Origin of the sequence: Streptomyces sp. NPDC048349 (assembly GCF_040651925.1) — a bacterium.
Taxonomy (GTDB): domain Bacteria; phylum Actinomycetota; class Actinomycetes; order Streptomycetales; family Streptomycetaceae; genus Streptomyces.
Window position 1 is genome coordinate 161349 of sequence record NZ_JBEZLA010000001.1, and the last position, 14071, is coordinate 175419.

Genomic DNA, 14071 nt, shown 5'->3' on the forward strand with positions numbered 1-14071 from the left:
GCACCACGGTAGGGCCGGCAGCGGCGTCAGCCAATCTTGTTATCCACAGGCTGTGTGGATGAGATGTGGACGACGGCGCCAATGCTGTGGGTAAGTACCCGGAAGCTGTGCACGGACCGGGGGACGACGCTGTGGACAAAATCACCTGACCCACCCCCTCACCTCGTCTGACCTGGGATTTTCCTCTCCAGCGACGCTGCTGCGGAAAAATCTTGGCCCCAGCTCCGAGATCGCCTCCAATGGGTGGGGAAGGACGCGCAAGTCAGGGCGTTAGTAAGGATTCAAAGCTGGTTGCATCTATTACCTGTGGAAGATTAGATTGAGCGCATGACACAGGCCCCCGCTGCATCGAAGGCCGCCCTGCGACGGCACGACCGCGAGATCTTCGCGCTCGCCGTCCCGGCCTTCGGCGCCCTCGTCGCCGAGCCCCTCTTCGTCATGGCCGACAGTGCCATCGTCGGGCACCTCGGGACGCCCCAGCTGGCCGGCCTCGGCATCGCGGCGGCCCTGCTCACCACCGCCGTGAGCGTCTTCGTCTTCCTCGCCTACGCCACCACCGCCGCCGTCTCCCGCAGGGTCGGAGCGGGCGACCTGCAGGCCGCCATCCGGCAGGGCATGGACGGCATCTGGCTCGCCCTGCTCCTCGGCGCCGCCGTCATCGCCGTGGTTCTGCCCGCTGCCCCCTGGCTGGTCTCCGTCTTCGGCGCATCCGACACCGTCGCCCCGTACGCCATCACCTACCTGCGGATCTCCGCCCTCGGTATCCCGGCCATGCTCATGGTCCTCGCCGCCACCGGTGTGCTGCGCGGCCTCCAGGACACCCGTACGCCGCTCTACGTCGCCGTCGCGGGTTTCGCCCTCAACGCGGGCCTGAACGCCCTCCTCGTCTACGGTGCGGACCTCGGCATCGCCGGCTCCGCCTGGGGCACGGTCATCGCCCAGTGCGCCATGGCCGCCGCATACCTCGTCGTGGTCGTACGCGGGGCACGGCGGCACCACGCCTCCCTGCGTCCCGACCTCGCGGGGATCCGGGCCTGTGCACAGGCGGGCGCACCCCTGCTGGTCCGGACCCTGTCCCTGCGCGCCATCCTGATGATCGCGACCGCCGTGGCCGCCCGCCTCGGTGACGCCGACATCGCCGCCCACCAGATCCTGCTCTCCCTGTGGAGCCTGCTCGCCTTCGCCCTGGACGCCATCGCGATCGCCGGACAGGCGATCATCGGCCGCTATCTGGGCGCGGGCGACACCGGCGGCGCCAAGGCCGTCTGCCGCCGCATGGTGCAGTGGGGGATCGCCTCCGGCGTCGTGCTCGGCCTGCTGGTCGTTCTGGCCCGCCCGGTGTTCATTCCGCTGTTCACCAGCGATCCGGCGGTCGAGGACGCCTTGCTGCCCGCCCTGCTCGTCGTCGCGCTCTCCCAGCCCGTCTCCGGCATCGTCTTCGTCCTCGACGGGGTCCTGATGGGCGCGGGCGACGGCCGCTACCTGGCCCGGGCCATGCTGGTGACGCTCGCCGTGTTCACCCCGGCGGCTCTCCTGGTGCCCGCGGTGGGAGGCGGCCTGACGACGCTCTGGTGGGCCATGACGCTGATGATGCTGGTCCGGATGGTCACGCTCCAGCTGCGCGCCCGCTCGGGGCGGTGGCTGGTCGCGGGAGCCACCCGCTAAGCCGGTGTTTCACGTGAAACATCGCCCCCTCGATGTTTCACGTGAAACACCTCCCCTGCCGCCGGAACCGGCAACGACGAAGGGCCGCACCCCAGCGGGGTGCGGCCCTTCGTGTGCGCTGCCCTTAGGCGGCGACGACCTCGATGCCCACGTTCGCGGCCACGTCGGCGTGCAGACGCACGGAGACCTGGTACGAACCGAGGGTCTTGATCGGGGAGCCCAGCTCGACGCGGCGCTTGTCGACCTTCGGGCCGCCCGAGGACTCGATCGCCGTGGCGATGTCGGCCGGGGTCACGGAACCGAAGAGACGACCGGCGTCACCCGCGCGGGTGGCCAGACGGACCTTCACGCCCTCGAGCTTGGCCTTGACCTCGTTGGCCTGCTCGATGGTCGCGATCTCGTGGATCTTGCGGGCGCGACGGATCTGCGCCACGTCCTTCTCGCCACCCTTGGTCCAGCGGATCGCGAAACCACGCGGGACCAGGTAGTTGCGAGCGTAACCGTCCTTGACGTCGACGACATCGCCGGCGGCACCGAGGCCAGAAACCTCGTGGGTCAGGATGATCTTCATTAGTCGGTCACCCTTTCCTTATCGCGCGGTGGACGTGTAGGGCAGCAGCGCCATCTCACGGCTGTTCTTCACGGCCGTGGCGACGTCACGCTGGTGCTGCGTGCAGTTGCCGGTAACGCGGCGGGCACGGATCTTGCCGCGGTCGGAAATGAACTTCCGCAGCATGTTCGTGTCCTTGTAGTCCACGTAAGCGGTCTTGTCCTTGCAGAACGCGCAGACCTTCTTCTTAGGCTTGCGCACAGGCGGCTTCGCCATTGTGTCTCTCCTGTGTGATCAAGAAGTGTGGATGCGAGCTGCCCTAGAAGGGCGGCTCGTCCGAGTAGCCACCGCCGGAGCCGCCGGAGCTTCCGCCCCAGCCGCCCCCGCCGCCGCCCTGCTGCTGGCCGCCGGCCGGCGCGCTGGACGCCCACGGGTCGTCGGAGGGAGCTCCGCCGCCCTGCGGGGCGCCGCCGCTGGGGGCTCCGCCCCAGCCACCGCCGCCGCCCTGCTGCTGACCGCCACCGCCGCCGTATCCACCCTGGCCACCGCGGCCGGTGGTCTTGGCGACCTTGGCCGTGGCGTTCTTCAGGCTGGGGCCGACTTCCTCGACGTCCAGCTCGTAGACCGTGCGCTTGACACCCTCACGGTCCTCGTACGACCGCTGCCTCAGCCGGCCCTGCACGATGACGCGCATGCCCCGCTGGAGGGACTCGGCGACGTTCTCCGCCGCCTGCCGCCACACCGAGCAGGTCAGGAACAGGCTCTCGCCGTCCTTCCACTCATTGGTCTGGCGGTCGAAGGTGCGGGGGGTGGACGCGACACGGAACTTCGCGACCGCCGCACCCGAGGGGGTGAAGCGCAGCTCGGGGTCGTCGACGAGATTGCCGACGACCGTGATGACGGTCTCGCCTGCCATGGATGAACCTCTCGGCGGGGATTGCTGCTGGGCTGCTGTGCTACTCGATCCCGATTACCGCTGAACCGGAGTTCAGTGGGTCTCGGGGCGAAGGACCTTGGTCCGGAGAACCGACTCGTTCAGGTTCATCTGTCGGTCAAGCTCCTTGACGACCGCAGGCTCGGCCTGGAGGTCGATGACCGAGTAGATGCCCTCGGGCTTCTTCTTGATCTCGTAAGCGAGACGACGACGGCCCCAGGTGTCGACCTTCTCGACCTTTCCGTTGCCCTCACGGACGACGGAGAGGAAGTTCTCGATCAGCGGGGAGACAGCGCGCTCCTCGAGATCGGGGTCGAGGATGACCATCACTTCGTAGTGACGCATGTGGAACCCACCTCCTTTGGACTCAGCGGCCACGGTCGTTCCGTGGCAGGAGGGTCGTGATGCGTGCGCACGGTGTCCGAGAGCAGACACCGCGCAGCTGTACAGACTACCTGCTCGACTCCTTCCGGTTGAAATCCGGCGCCAGGGGGACACAATCTGTATCCATCGGGTGTGCTCGGTGCTATGCCCCCGGCCCCGCCGGAGGCCGCCCCGCGCACCGCTCTGCTTCAGCCAGGAGGTGCCTTCCGATGGCACAGGCCATGCGACCCCAGTCCTCACCGCCCCCGATCTCGCTCTTCTCGACCGACGGCAAGCCCCACCCGCTGCAGGACACCCTGATGGCGGTCACCCTGGTCCTCGGCGCCGTGGCGTTCATCACGGCGTTCTTCCACCACCTGCACCTGCTCAGCTCGTGGGCCGGGCTGATCGGGATCCTCACCGGTGCGTACGGACAGTTCATCTCCGTCACGACACGCGAGCGCTTCGCACTGATCATCGGCCTTGGCGCAGCGGGCTTCGGCTTCTTCCTCGGCATGGCGCACGGCGGCCTGTTCGGCGGCTGGCTGGGCTGACCGGGGTACCTCCGCGGCAGGGCGCCGCCCGGACGCGCCCGCGGCCTGCGGCCCGTCCCCCAGATGGGTGGCGCCCCTGTCGCAGTAGGCTTCGCGCCATAGCCAGCGAAGCCGCCGGAGGAGACACCCCGCATGAGCCTGTCCCTGAGCACCATCAGCCGAGAGCAGCATCTGGCCTACCTCCAGAGCCTGCCTTCGGCTAGCCACTGCCAGGTCCCGGCATGGGCCGACGTCAAGAACGAGTGGCGTTCGGAGAACCTCGGCTGGTTCGACAAGTCCGGCGAACTCGTCGGTGTGGCTCTGGTGTTGTACCGCCAGCTGCCCAAGGTGAAGCGGTACCTGGCCTACCTGCCCGAGGGCCCGGTCATCAACTGGTACGCCCCGAACCTGGAGGAGTGGATCCAGCCGATGCTGGCCCACCTCAAGAACCAGGGCGCCTTCACCGTGAAGATGGGCCCGCCCGTCGTCATCCGCCGCTGGAACTCCGCCGCCATCAAGGCGGGCATCCAGGACCCCGACGTCAAGCGCCTGCGGGACGTGGAGGCCTCGGTCATCGAGCCGCGCGCCTTCGAGGTGTCGGACAAGCTGCGCCGCATGGGCTGGCAGCAGGCCGAGGACGGCGGCGCCGGTTTCGGCGACGTCCAGCCCCGCTACGTCTTCCAGGTGCCGCTGGCCAACCGCTCGCTGGACGATGTCCTCAAGGGCTTCAACCAGCTGTGGCGCCGCAACATCAAGAAGGCCGAGAAGGCCGGCGTCGAGGTCGTCCAGGGCGGCTACGAGGACCTGCCGACCTGGCAGCACCTGTACGAGATCACCGCCGAGCGCGACAAGTTCCGCCCGCGCCCGCTCAGTTACTTCCAGCGCCAGTGGACGGCCCTCAACTCCGAGGACCCCAACCGGATGCGGCTGTACATCGCCAAGCACGAGGGGGAGCCGCTGGCCGCCGCCACGATGCTCACCGTCGGCCAGCACGTCTGGTACTCGTACGGCGCCTCCGCCAACCACAAGCGCGAGGTGCGCCCGTCCAACGCGATGCAGTGGCGCATGCTGCGCGATTCCTACGCGCTGGGCGCGAGCGTCTACGACCTGCGCGGCATCTCTGACACGCTGGACGAGAACGACCACCTGTTCGGTCTGATCCAGTTCAAGGTCGGCACGGGCGGCGAGGCCGTCGAGTACGTCGGCGAGTGGGACTTCCCGCTCAACAAGGTGCTGCACAAGGCGCTCGACATCTACATGTCGCGTCGCTGATCCCACCCCCACCCACCCACGCACCGCTGCACCCGCAGCTTTTCAGGAGAGGTTCCGGACGGGCATGGCGCTCACGCTCTACGTCGACACCGCGCGCTGGCGTGCGCACCAGAAGCAGATCCAGGACCAGTTCCCCGGGATGATCCCGGTCTGCAAGGGCAACGGGTACGGCTTCGGCCACGAGCGCCTGTGCGAGGAGGCGACCCGGATGGGCGCCGACGTCCTGGCCGTCGGGACGACGTACGAGGCCGCCAGCATCAAGGACTGGTTCGGCGGCGACCTGCTCGTCCTCACCCCGTTCCGGCGGGGCGAGGACCCGGTGCCGCTGCCCGACCGGGTCATCCGCTCGGTGTCCTCGCTGGACGGGGTCCGCGGTCTGGTCGGGGCCCGGGTGGTCATCGAGTGCATGAGCTCGATGCGCCGCCACGGCATCTCCGAGCAGGACCTGGGACAGCTGCACGCGGCGATCGAGGACGTCCGGCTGGAGGGCTTCGCCCTGCACCTGCCGCTGGACCGCCCGGACGGCTCGGACGCCGTCGAGGAGGTCATCGGCTGGATGGACCGGCTGCGCGCGGCCCGGCTGCCGCTGCACACCATGTTCGTCAGCCACCTGCGGGCGGAGGAACTGGCCCGCCTCCAGCAGCAGTTCCCGCAGACCCGCTTCCGTGCGCGGATCGGCACCCGGCTGTGGCTGGGTGACCACGACGCGACCGAGTACCGCGGCGCGGTCCTCGACGTCACGCGCGTGGCCAAGGGCGACCGCTTCGGCTACCGCCAGCAGAAGGCTGCCTCCGACGGCTGGCTGGTCGTCGTGGCAGGCGGGACCTCGCACGGGGTGGGCCTGGAGGCCCCCAAGGCCCTCCACGGCGTGATGCCGCGCGCCAAGGGCGTCGCCCGGGCGGGCCTGGCCACCGTCAACCGCAACCTGTCGCCCTTCGTCTGGGCGGGCAAGCAGCGCTGGTTCGCCGAGCCCCCGCACATGCAGGTGTCGATCCTCTTCGTGCCGTCGGACGCGCCAGAGCCGAAGGTCGGCGACGAGCTGGTGGCGCACCTGCGCCACACCACCACGCAGTTCGACCGGGTGCTCGACGCCTGACGCCGCCCGCCGGCCGGTCCGCGACCGGCCGGCGCGCCCGGGTCATTCCTTGGCGGCCATGCCCCAGTCGACCCGCTGTCCCTCCGAGGGCGTCGCGTACTGCGGCGCCCTCGCTGCGTCCGACAGCACGAACACGTCCTCGGCCCCGTCCAGGACGCCGCCGGAGGGGTCGTCCGATCCGTCCCGGCGCACGACGTCCCGCTCGGGCATCCGGATGTCGCGGACGATGACCGCGCACAGGTAGAGGGTGCCCAGCAGATGGGCGGCGATCGCCAGCTGGTAGCCCTCCGTGGGCAGGCCCTGGTGCTTGTCCCCGCTGCCCGTGTAGGCCAGGTAGAACCAGATCCCGAGGAAGTACACGACCTCGGTGGCCTGCCAGATCAGGAAGTCCCGCCAGCGCGGCCGGGCCAGCGCCGCGAGCGGGATGAGCCAGAGCACGTACTGCGGCGAGTAGACCTTGTTGCACAGGATGAAGGCGGCGACGACCAGGAAGGCCAGCTGGGCGAAGCGGGGCCGGCGCGGGGCGGTCAGCGTGAGCAGGGCGATGGCTCCGCAGAGCACGAGGGTCAGCCCGGTCGCGTAGGTGTTGGCGCCGTCCAGGGGGTTGCCCGAGCGCTGGGAGATCAGCAGCCACACGGAGCCGAAGTCGATGGGCCGTTCCTGGCTGAAGGTGTAGAACTTCGTCCAGCCCTCCCAGGCGTAGACCATGACGGGCAGGTTCACCACGAGCCAGGATCCGGCCGCGCCGAGGGCGGCGGCGCCGAAGGCCCGCCACTTCCCGGCCCGCCAGCAGAGCACGAACAGCACGCCGAGCAACAGGACCGGGTAGAGCTTCGCCGCGGTGGCCAGGCCGATGAAGACGCCGAAGAGCACGGCCCGGCCGCGGGACCACATGAGCATCCCGGCCGCGGTCAGGGCGATGGCCAGCAGGTCCCAGTTGATCGTCGCGGTGAGCGCGAAGGCCGGGGCGAGGGCGAAGAGCAGGGCGTCCCAGGGGCGGCGGCGGTGGGTCCGTGCCACGCACACGGCGATGACGGCCGCGCAGGCCATCAGCATGCCCGCGTTGACCATCCAGTACATCTGCTCGCGGTGCTGCATGGAGCCGGTGCCGGGGGTGAGCCAGGAGGCGACCTCCATGAAGAGCCCGGTGAGCACGGGGTACTCCAGGTACTCCATGTCGCCGGGGATCCGGTCGAAGTACGGGGTCAGGTTGTCGGCGAAGCCGCGCACCGCGTAGAGGTGCGGGATGTCGGAGTAGCAGGCGTGGGTGTACTGGGAGGTGGCCCCCTGGAACCACGCCCAGTCGTAGCAGGGCAGTTTCTGCACCATGCCCAGCGCGAACATGCCGATGGCGATGAGGGCCACCACGCGGACGGGCCCCAGCCAGTGGCCGCCGAGCCGGGCGTGGCGGCCGAGCGGGCCGCCGAGGAACCCACTGCCCGCTGCGGCGACCTCGTCCTGCTGGGTGGGCAGTACGGGGCTGTCCTCGTGCACCTTGGTCATGGGCTCATCCTGCCGTACGGGGCCGGACATGGGGGAAGGCCGTCGCACCCGTGCGACGGCCTTCCCCGGGTCCGATGGGCGGGACCGGTCAGTCGGCCGCCGCCGCGGTGGGCCAGCCGGTGCTGCCGCCCGGGCGGCCGGGTCTGGCGGTGTTCGTCGGGGACGCCGTTCCGCTGGGCCCGCCGATGATCCCGCCGTCGGTCCCGCCGTTCGTCCCGCCGGTGGTGGTCCCGCCGGTGGAGGTCGGTTCGCAGTACAGCTCCCACGGCTTGCAGGACGGCTTGCCGCCCTTCGACGGGGACGGGGAGACCGGCGGCGGGGAGCTCGAGGGCGAGGGCGAGGGCGACGCGGACGGAGAAGCGGGGGCCGAGGGGGTCGGGGAGGGGGCGCCCGCGGAGTCGGCCTTCACACCGATGTCCTCGGCCTCCGGGAACGGCGTGACCGGGGCGCCCTTGAGCGCCTCGCGCATGTACTCGGTCCAGATGACGGCCGGGATGTCACCACCGTGGATGGAGTCGGTGCCTCCCACGCCCTTCATGGACTGGAGTTCCTTGTCCTTCGAGTTCGGGTTGGAGCGGAAGAGGACGACGGAGGTGGACAGCTCCGGGGTGTAGCCGACGAACCAGGCCGACTTGTTCTCGTCGGTCGTACCGGTCTTGCCCGCGGCGGGCCGGCCCAGCTTCTTGGCCTTGGTGCCGGTGCCGTTCTCGACGACGTTCTGCAGGACCTTGGTGACGTTGTCCGCGACGGCGTTGTCCATGGCGCGTTCGGCCTTGGGGGCTTCGAAGCCGGGCAGCTTGTCGCCGTTCTTCTTGACCTCGGTCACGGAGTACGGCTCGTGGTGCGTGCCGGAGGCGGCGAAGGTGGCGTACGAGTCGGCCATCCGGATCGCACTGGGGGTCGAGGTGCCCAGCGCGAAGGAGGCGTCGTTGTTCGGGTTCAGGGACTCTTCCAGGATGCCCGTGGACTTGGCCACGTTGCGCACCTTGTCGTGGCCGACGTCGAAGACGAGCTGGGCGAACGGCACGTTGATGGACTTCTCCATCGCCTCGGTGAGGGTCACGTAGCCGTAGGGGGTGGGGCTCTCGTTCTTCTGCTTGAACGGGTTGCCGGAGGCGTCGCGCAGCGGCTTGCCCTCCCGGTTGTTGATCACGGTGAGGTCGTTGGCCTGGTACTTGCTGTCGACCGAGATGCCCTGGCCCTTGGAGTTCTGGGTGCCGTACTCCATCGCCGCCGCCAGCACGTACGGCTTCCAGGTCGAGCCGACCGGGACACCGCTGGTGTTGGCGTTGTTGCTGAAGTACTTCTGGTCCCAGCCGGGCCCGCCGTAGAGGGCGACGATCTTCCCGGTCTTCACGTCCACCGACGAGGCGCCGAACTGCACGAACGTGTCGTACTCCGGGCGCTTCTTCTCGTCGAGGAACTCGTTGCGGGTGTCCTCGACGGCCTTGGCCAGGGCGTCGACCTTCGGCTTCTCGAAGGTGGTCCTGATCGTGTAGCCGCCCAGGGCCATCTGCTCGGCGGTGATGTGCGCGGTCTTCATCACGTAGGCCTTGGCCGTGTCGACCAGGTAGCCGATCTGGCCGGTCATGCCGCGGGCCTGCTCCGACTCCACGCGCGCGGGGAACTCCGCGTCCGTGTACTTGGCGCGCTCGGCCTTGTCCATCCGGCCGACCTCGACCTCGCGGTCGAGCACCCAGGCCCAGCGCTTCCTGGCCCGCTGCTCGTTGAGGGCGGGGGTGGCGGCCGCGCCGATGCCGCCGTCCGGGTTGTAGAGGTTCGGTCCCTTGAGCACGGAGGCCAGGAAGGCGCTCTCGGCGGGGTTGAGGTCCTTGCAGTCCTTGCCGAAGTAGGCGCGGGCCGCGGCCTGGATGCCGTAGGCGTCGCGCCCGTAGTAGGCGGTGTTGAGGTAGCCCGCGAGGACCGTGTCCTTCTCCTCGGAGACACCCAGCTTTATCGCGATGAAGAGCTCGGTGACCTTGCGCTTGAGCGTCTGGTCCGAGTCCAGGTAGGTGTTCTTCACGTACTGCTGGGTGATCGTCGAGCCGCCCTGGGTGGAGCCGCCGGTGGCCATCTTCCAGACGGCCCGGGCGATGCCCATCGGGTCGACGCCCTTGTCCGTCTCGAAGGACTCGTTCTCCGCGGCGATCACGGCGTCCCGCATCGACCGGGGGATGTCGGAGATCGGGACGATCTGCCGGTTCATCGAACCGCCGGTCGCCACCATCTGGCTGCCGTCGGCCCACTCGAACACGTTGTTCTGGGCCTGGGCCGCCTTGTTCGGGTCGGGCGTGTTCACCATGGCGATGCCGATGCCCGCTCCGGCGGTGATGATCGCGAAGAAGCCCAGTGCCGTGCCGGACACGAGCTTCCAGGAGGGCAGGAAGCGCTTCCAGCCCTCCCGGTCGGACCGCGGGTAGTTGATGAGGCGCTTGTCCGGGCGGCCGGTGCCGCGGGCGGCCCGGCCGGAGCCTCTGCCACGGCCTGCAGAGCCTCTCTGGGCGGCCCGGCGGGCCTCGGCGCGGCTGCCGTGTGCGGACGGTTCCGCATACGGGCCGCTGTGCGAGGCGGTGGGGACGTCACGCCCGGATCCGGCGCCCCGGCCGGGACGCTGCTGGGCAGCCCGGCGGGCCGAGGCTCGCCCACCACCTTGGGGCTGCGACGGTTTGCGGCGGTGCTCGCTCATCGAACGACTACTCCTCGGGCAGGCGAGTGGCCTGGAAGCGGCAGGTGAATTCCGGTTCCCCCGGTGTCCTGGCGCACAGACTACGCACGCTCAAAACCCGACCAGTGCCGAAGTTCACCCCAAATCAGGCAACTTGCCTCGTACGAATTGGTGATGTGACGCCGGTCACCACGTCACCCCTTGTCGCTGGACGCACACCGTTCTATCGTCTGGATGTATCGAGTCGATACATCAGCTCGGCATAAAGACTTCAGAGCCAGAGCCTGGAGTCAGAGTCGGAGGAGAGGCAGGCGGATGAGCAGGCGCTCAGGCATCCTCGAATTCGCCGTCCTCGGCCTGCTTCGCGAATCCCCCATGCACGGGTACGAGCTGCGCAAGCGGCTCAACACCTCGCTCGGGGTCTTCAGGGCCTTCAGCTACGGGACGCTCTATCCCTGCCTCAAGACGCTCGTCGCCAACGGCTGGTTGATCGAAGAGCCGGGTAGCGCCCCGGAAGACGCGCTCGCCGCTTCACTCGCAGGGCGGCGCGCCAAGATCGTCTACCGGTTGACGGCCGCGGGCAAGGAGCACTTCGAGGAGCTCCTCTCCCACACGGGACCCGACACCTGGGAGGACGAGTCCTTCGCCGCCCGCTTCGCCTTCTTCGGCCAGACCGAACGAGATGTGCGCATGCGGGTACTGGAGGGCCGCCGCAGCCGGCTGGAGGAGCGCCTGGAGAAGATGCGCGCCTCACTGGCCCGCACGCGGGAACGCCTCGACGACTACACGCTCGAGCTGCAGCGGCACGGCATGGAGTCCGTGGAGCGCGAAGTGCGCTGGCTGAACGAGCTCATCGAGAGTGAGCGGGCGGGTCGGGATCGCAGACGATCCGGTCCGTCCGACGAAACTGAAAAATGAGGCCTGCATCTCGCAGGCCTCGTCCGAGAACAAACAGGGAGCAACCGGAATGGGTTCGGTTCGCGTAGCCATCGTCGGCGTGGGCAACTGCGCCGCCTCGCTGGTGCAGGGCGTCGAGTACTACAAGGACGCCGACCCGGCGTCCAAGGTCCCCGGGCTGATGCACGTCCAGTTCGGCGACTACCACGTGCGTGACATCGAGTTCGTCGCCGCGTTCGACGTCGACGCGAAGAAGGTCGGCCTCGACCTTTCGGACGCCATCGGCGCCAGCGAGAACAACACCATCAAGATCTGCGACGTCCCGAACACCGGTGTGACCGTCCAGCGCGGCCACACCCTGGACGGCCTGGGCAAGTACTACCGCATGACCATCGAGGAGTCCGCCGAGGCTCCGGTCGACGTGGTGCAGATCCTCAAGGACCGCCAGGTCGACGTCCTCATCTGCTACCTGCCCGTCGGCTCCGAGGACGCGGCGAAGTTCTACGCCCAGTGCGCCATCGACGCCAAGGTCGCCTTCGTCAACGCCCTCCCGGTCTTCATCGCCGGCACCAAGGAGTGGGCCGACAAGTTCACCGAGGCCGGTGTCCCGATCGTCGGCGACGACATCAAGTCGCAGGTCGGCGCCACCATCACGCACCGCGTGATGGCCAAGCTGTTCGAGGACCGCGGTGTCCGTCTCGAGCGCACCATGCAGCTCAACGTCGGCGGCAACATGGACTTCAAGAACATGCTCGAGCGCGACCGCCTCGAGTCGAAGAAGATCTCCAAGACGCAGGCCGTCACCTCGCAGATCCCCGACCGTGAGCTCGGCGAGAAGAACGTCCACATCGGCCCGTCCGACTACGTGGCGTGGCTCGACGACCGCAAGTGGGCCTACGTCCGCCTCGAGGGCCGCGCCTTCGGCGACGTCCCGCTGAACCTCGAGTACAAGCTCGAGGTGTGGGACTCCCCGAACTCCGCCGGTGTCATCATCGACGCCCTGCGCGCCGCGAAGATCGCCAAGGACCGCGGTATCGGCGGCCCGATCCTGTCGGCGTCCAGCTACTTCATGAAGTCCCCGCCGGTGCAGTACTTCGACGACGAGGCCTACGCGAACGTCGAGAAGTTCATCAAGGGCGAGGTCGAGCGCTAGCCGGACCCCCAGGTCCGCGAGGACACCTGGACTTCGGCAGTTCTTCCGCGGAGGGTCCCCGGGCAATATGCCCGGGGACCCTCCGCGTATGTGACCCTTGCCCTCATGCCCGTCGTACGTGATCTGCGCGTACTCCTGCGCCTGAGGGACTTCCGCAACCTGCTCGCCGTACGGCTGCTCTCCCAGGCGGCGGACGGCGTCTACCAGGTCGCGCTCGCCACCTACGTCGTCTTCTCCCCCGAGAAGCAGACCTCACCGGCGGCCATCGCCTCGGCCATGGCGGTACTCCTGCTGCCGTATTCCGCGATCGGCCCGTTCGCCGGGGTGCTGCTCGACCGCTGGCGCCGCCGCCAGGTCTTCCTCTACGGCAACCTGCTGCGGGCGTTCCTCGCCTGCATCACCGGCATGCTGATCGTCGCCCAGGTCCCCGACTGGCTGTTCTACGCGTCGGCGCTGTCCGTGACCGCCGTCAACCGCTTCGTCCTGGCCGGGCTCTCCGCGTCGCTGCCCCGCGTCGTCGGCCCCGGCCAGCTGGTCACGGCGAACGCCCTCTCCCCGACCGCCGGCACCCTCGCTGCGACCGCCGGCGGGGGACTGGCCTTCCTCGTCCGGCTGCTGGCCGCCGACGCCGACGCGCTCGTGATCCTGCTGGGGGCCGGGCTCTACCTGACCGCGGCCCTCGCCTCCCTGCGCCTGGCCGTCGGTCTCCTGGGCCCCGACCACCCGCCGGGGCTGCTCCACCCCTCGGTCTCCGAGGGCGTGGCCCTCACCGTCCGGGGCATGGCCGAGGGGCTGCGCCACCTCGCCTCCCGACGGGAGGCCGCCCGGGCGCTCACCGCGATGACCATGATGCGGTTCTGCTACGGGGCGCTGTTCGTCATGCTGCTCATGCTGTGCCGCTACTCGTGGTCGGACAACGAGTCCGACGGGCTCGCCCTCCTGGGGGTCGCGGTCGGCGTCTCGGGGGCCGGGTTCTTCACGGCCGCCGTCGTCACTCCCTGGCTGGTGGACCGGCTGGGACCGCTGGGCTGGATCACGGCCTGCTCCGCGGGCGCCGCGGTCCTGGTCCCGGCGCTGGGGCTGTTCTTCGCCCCCGGACCGATGCTGGCCGCCGCGTTCGTCCTCGGCCTCGCCACCCAGGGCGCCAAGATCTCCACCGACACGGTCGTGCAGTCCCGGGTGGACGACGACTACCGCGGCCGCGTCTTCTCCGTCTACGACGTGCTCTTCAACATCGCCTTCGTCGGCGCCGCGGCGGTGGCCTCCCTGATGCTCCCCGCCAGCGGGCGGTCCGTGCCGCTGATCCTCTGCGTGACCGCCCTCTACGCCGCCACCGCGGCGCTGCTGGGCCGGCGGCGGTGTTTCACGTGACCCCCGTCGAACTTCGACCCCGAGATCACGCCCGAGATGGACGCCATCGTCCTCAAGGCACTGGTCAAG

Annotated in this window: 13 protein-coding genes; 7 read left to right on the forward strand and 6 right to left on the reverse strand. The window is 69.2% G+C overall.

The window, feature by feature from the left end:
* The first annotated feature begins 327 nt into the window (after positions 1-327).
* Positions 328-1665 (forward strand): MATE family efflux transporter, encoded by a 1338-nt coding sequence (locus AB0D44_RS00810; protein ID WP_362582406.1) that lies wholly within the window; start codon positions 328-330, stop codon positions 1663-1665.
* 124 nt (positions 1666-1789) lie between these two features.
* On the opposite strand, the gene rplI is transcribed toward AB0D44_RS00810, so the two are convergent.
* The 4 genes from rplI to rpsF all read right to left on the reverse strand — a co-directional run bounded on the left by rplI (position 1790) and on the right by rpsF (position 3494).
* On the reverse strand, positions 1790-2236 hold the full coding sequence (gene rplI, locus AB0D44_RS00815) for a 50S ribosomal protein L9 (RefSeq protein ID WP_030008386.1): 447 nt from the start codon (positions 2234-2236) through the stop codon (positions 1790-1792).
* Between the two features lie 18 nt (positions 2237-2254).
* Positions 2255-2491, reverse strand: coding sequence for a 30S ribosomal protein S18 (gene rpsR / locus AB0D44_RS00820; protein WP_005315025.1), 237 nt, complete (start codon positions 2489-2491; stop codon positions 2255-2257).
* 43 nt (positions 2492-2534) lie between these two features.
* Positions 2535-3131: a single-stranded DNA-binding protein gene (locus AB0D44_RS00825; RefSeq protein ID WP_362582409.1), complete on the reverse strand. Its 597-nt coding sequence runs from the start codon at positions 3129-3131 to the stop codon at positions 2535-2537.
* Positions 3132-3203: 72 nt separating this feature from the next.
* Positions 3204-3494 (reverse strand): 30S ribosomal protein S6, encoded by a 291-nt coding sequence (gene rpsF, locus AB0D44_RS00830; RefSeq protein ID WP_004950685.1) that lies wholly within the window; start codon positions 3492-3494, stop codon positions 3204-3206.
* 248 nt (positions 3495-3742) lie between these two features.
* On the opposite strand from rpsF, the gene AB0D44_RS00835 reads away from it, so the two are divergent.
* From AB0D44_RS00835 to AB0D44_RS00845, 3 genes are all read left to right on the forward strand, one after another.
* Entirely contained in the window at positions 3743-4066 is a 324-nt protein-coding gene (locus tag AB0D44_RS00835) for a hypothetical protein (RefSeq protein WP_362582412.1), read from the forward strand.
* 132 nt (positions 4067-4198) lie between these two features.
* Positions 4199-5317 (forward strand): peptidoglycan bridge formation glycyltransferase FemA/FemB family protein, encoded by a 1119-nt coding sequence (locus AB0D44_RS00840; protein WP_361750171.1) that lies wholly within the window; start codon positions 4199-4201, stop codon positions 5315-5317.
* A 64-nt stretch (positions 5318-5381) separates the two neighbouring features.
* Positions 5382-6413, forward strand: a complete 1032-nt coding sequence (locus tag AB0D44_RS00845) for an alanine racemase (protein WP_362582414.1) — start codon at positions 5382-5384, stop codon at positions 6411-6413.
* Positions 6414-6455: 42 nt separating this feature from the next.
* On the opposite strand, the gene AB0D44_RS00850 is transcribed toward AB0D44_RS00845, so the two are convergent.
* On the reverse strand, positions 6456-7916 hold the full coding sequence (locus AB0D44_RS00850) for a glycosyltransferase 87 family protein (RefSeq protein WP_362582417.1): 1461 nt from the start codon (positions 7914-7916) through the stop codon (positions 6456-6458).
* Positions 7917-8004: 88 nt separating this feature from the next.
* The gene (locus AB0D44_RS00855; protein ID WP_362582420.1) at positions 8005-10602 is read right to left on the reverse strand and encodes a transglycosylase domain-containing protein; all 2598 of its coding nucleotides are present in this window, start codon (positions 10600-10602) and stop codon (positions 8005-8007) included.
* A gap of 294 nt (positions 10603-10896) precedes the next feature.
* On the opposite strand from AB0D44_RS00855, the gene AB0D44_RS00860 reads away from it, so the two are divergent.
* From AB0D44_RS00860 to AB0D44_RS00870, 3 genes are all read left to right on the forward strand, one after another.
* Positions 10897-11499 carry a helix-turn-helix transcriptional regulator gene (locus AB0D44_RS00860; protein ID WP_362582423.1) on the forward strand — a complete coding sequence of 201 codons (603 nt, stop codon included), beginning with the start codon at positions 10897-10899 and terminating at the stop codon, positions 11497-11499.
* A 49-nt stretch (positions 11500-11548) separates the two neighbouring features.
* A complete protein-coding gene (locus AB0D44_RS00865) occupies positions 11549-12631 on the forward strand; it encodes an inositol-3-phosphate synthase (protein ID WP_362582425.1) in 1083 nt (360 codons plus the stop codon).
* Between the two features lie 105 nt (positions 12632-12736).
* Positions 12737-14002: an MFS transporter gene (locus AB0D44_RS00870; protein ID WP_362582428.1), complete on the forward strand. Its 1266-nt coding sequence runs from the start codon at positions 12737-12739 to the stop codon at positions 14000-14002.
* Positions 14003-14071: the final 69 nt, after the last annotated feature.

Excerpts from the sequence above, each read along its gene's own strand:
- AB0D44_RS00810 (WP_362582406.1), top strand. The coding sequence starts at position 328 with ATGACACAGGCCCCCGCTGCATCGAAGGCCGCCCTGCGACGGCACGAC.
- rplI (WP_030008386.1), bottom strand. The coding sequence starts at position 2,236 with ATGAAGATCATCCTGACCCACGAGGTTTCTGGCCTCGGTGCCGCCGGC.
- rpsR (WP_005315025.1), bottom strand. The coding sequence starts at position 2,491 with ATGGCGAAGCCGCCTGTGCGCAAGCCTAAGAAGAAGGTCTGCGCGTTC.
- AB0D44_RS00825 (WP_362582409.1), bottom strand. The coding sequence starts at position 3,131 with ATGGCAGGCGAGACCGTCATCACGGTCGTCGGCAATCTCGTCGACGAC.
- rpsF (WP_004950685.1), bottom strand. The coding sequence starts at position 3,494 with ATGCGTCACTACGAAGTGATGGTCATCCTCGACCCCGATCTCGAGGAG.
- AB0D44_RS00835 (WP_362582412.1), top strand. The coding sequence starts at position 3,743 with ATGGCACAGGCCATGCGACCCCAGTCCTCACCGCCCCCGATCTCGCTC.
- AB0D44_RS00840 (WP_361750171.1), top strand. The coding sequence starts at position 4,199 with ATGAGCCTGTCCCTGAGCACCATCAGCCGAGAGCAGCATCTGGCCTAC.
- AB0D44_RS00845 (WP_362582414.1), top strand. The coding sequence starts at position 5,382 with ATGGCGCTCACGCTCTACGTCGACACCGCGCGCTGGCGTGCGCACCAG.
- AB0D44_RS00850 (WP_362582417.1), bottom strand. The coding sequence starts at position 7,916 with ATGACCAAGGTGCACGAGGACAGCCCCGTACTGCCCACCCAGCAGGAC.
- AB0D44_RS00855 (WP_362582420.1), bottom strand. The coding sequence starts at position 10,602 with ATGAGCGAGCACCGCCGCAAACCGTCGCAGCCCCAAGGTGGTGGGCGA.
- AB0D44_RS00860 (WP_362582423.1), top strand. The coding sequence starts at position 10,897 with ATGAGCAGGCGCTCAGGCATCCTCGAATTCGCCGTCCTCGGCCTGCTT.
- AB0D44_RS00865 (WP_362582425.1), top strand. The coding sequence starts at position 11,549 with ATGGGTTCGGTTCGCGTAGCCATCGTCGGCGTGGGCAACTGCGCCGCC.
- AB0D44_RS00870 (WP_362582428.1), top strand. The coding sequence starts at position 12,737 with ATGCCCGTCGTACGTGATCTGCGCGTACTCCTGCGCCTGAGGGACTTC.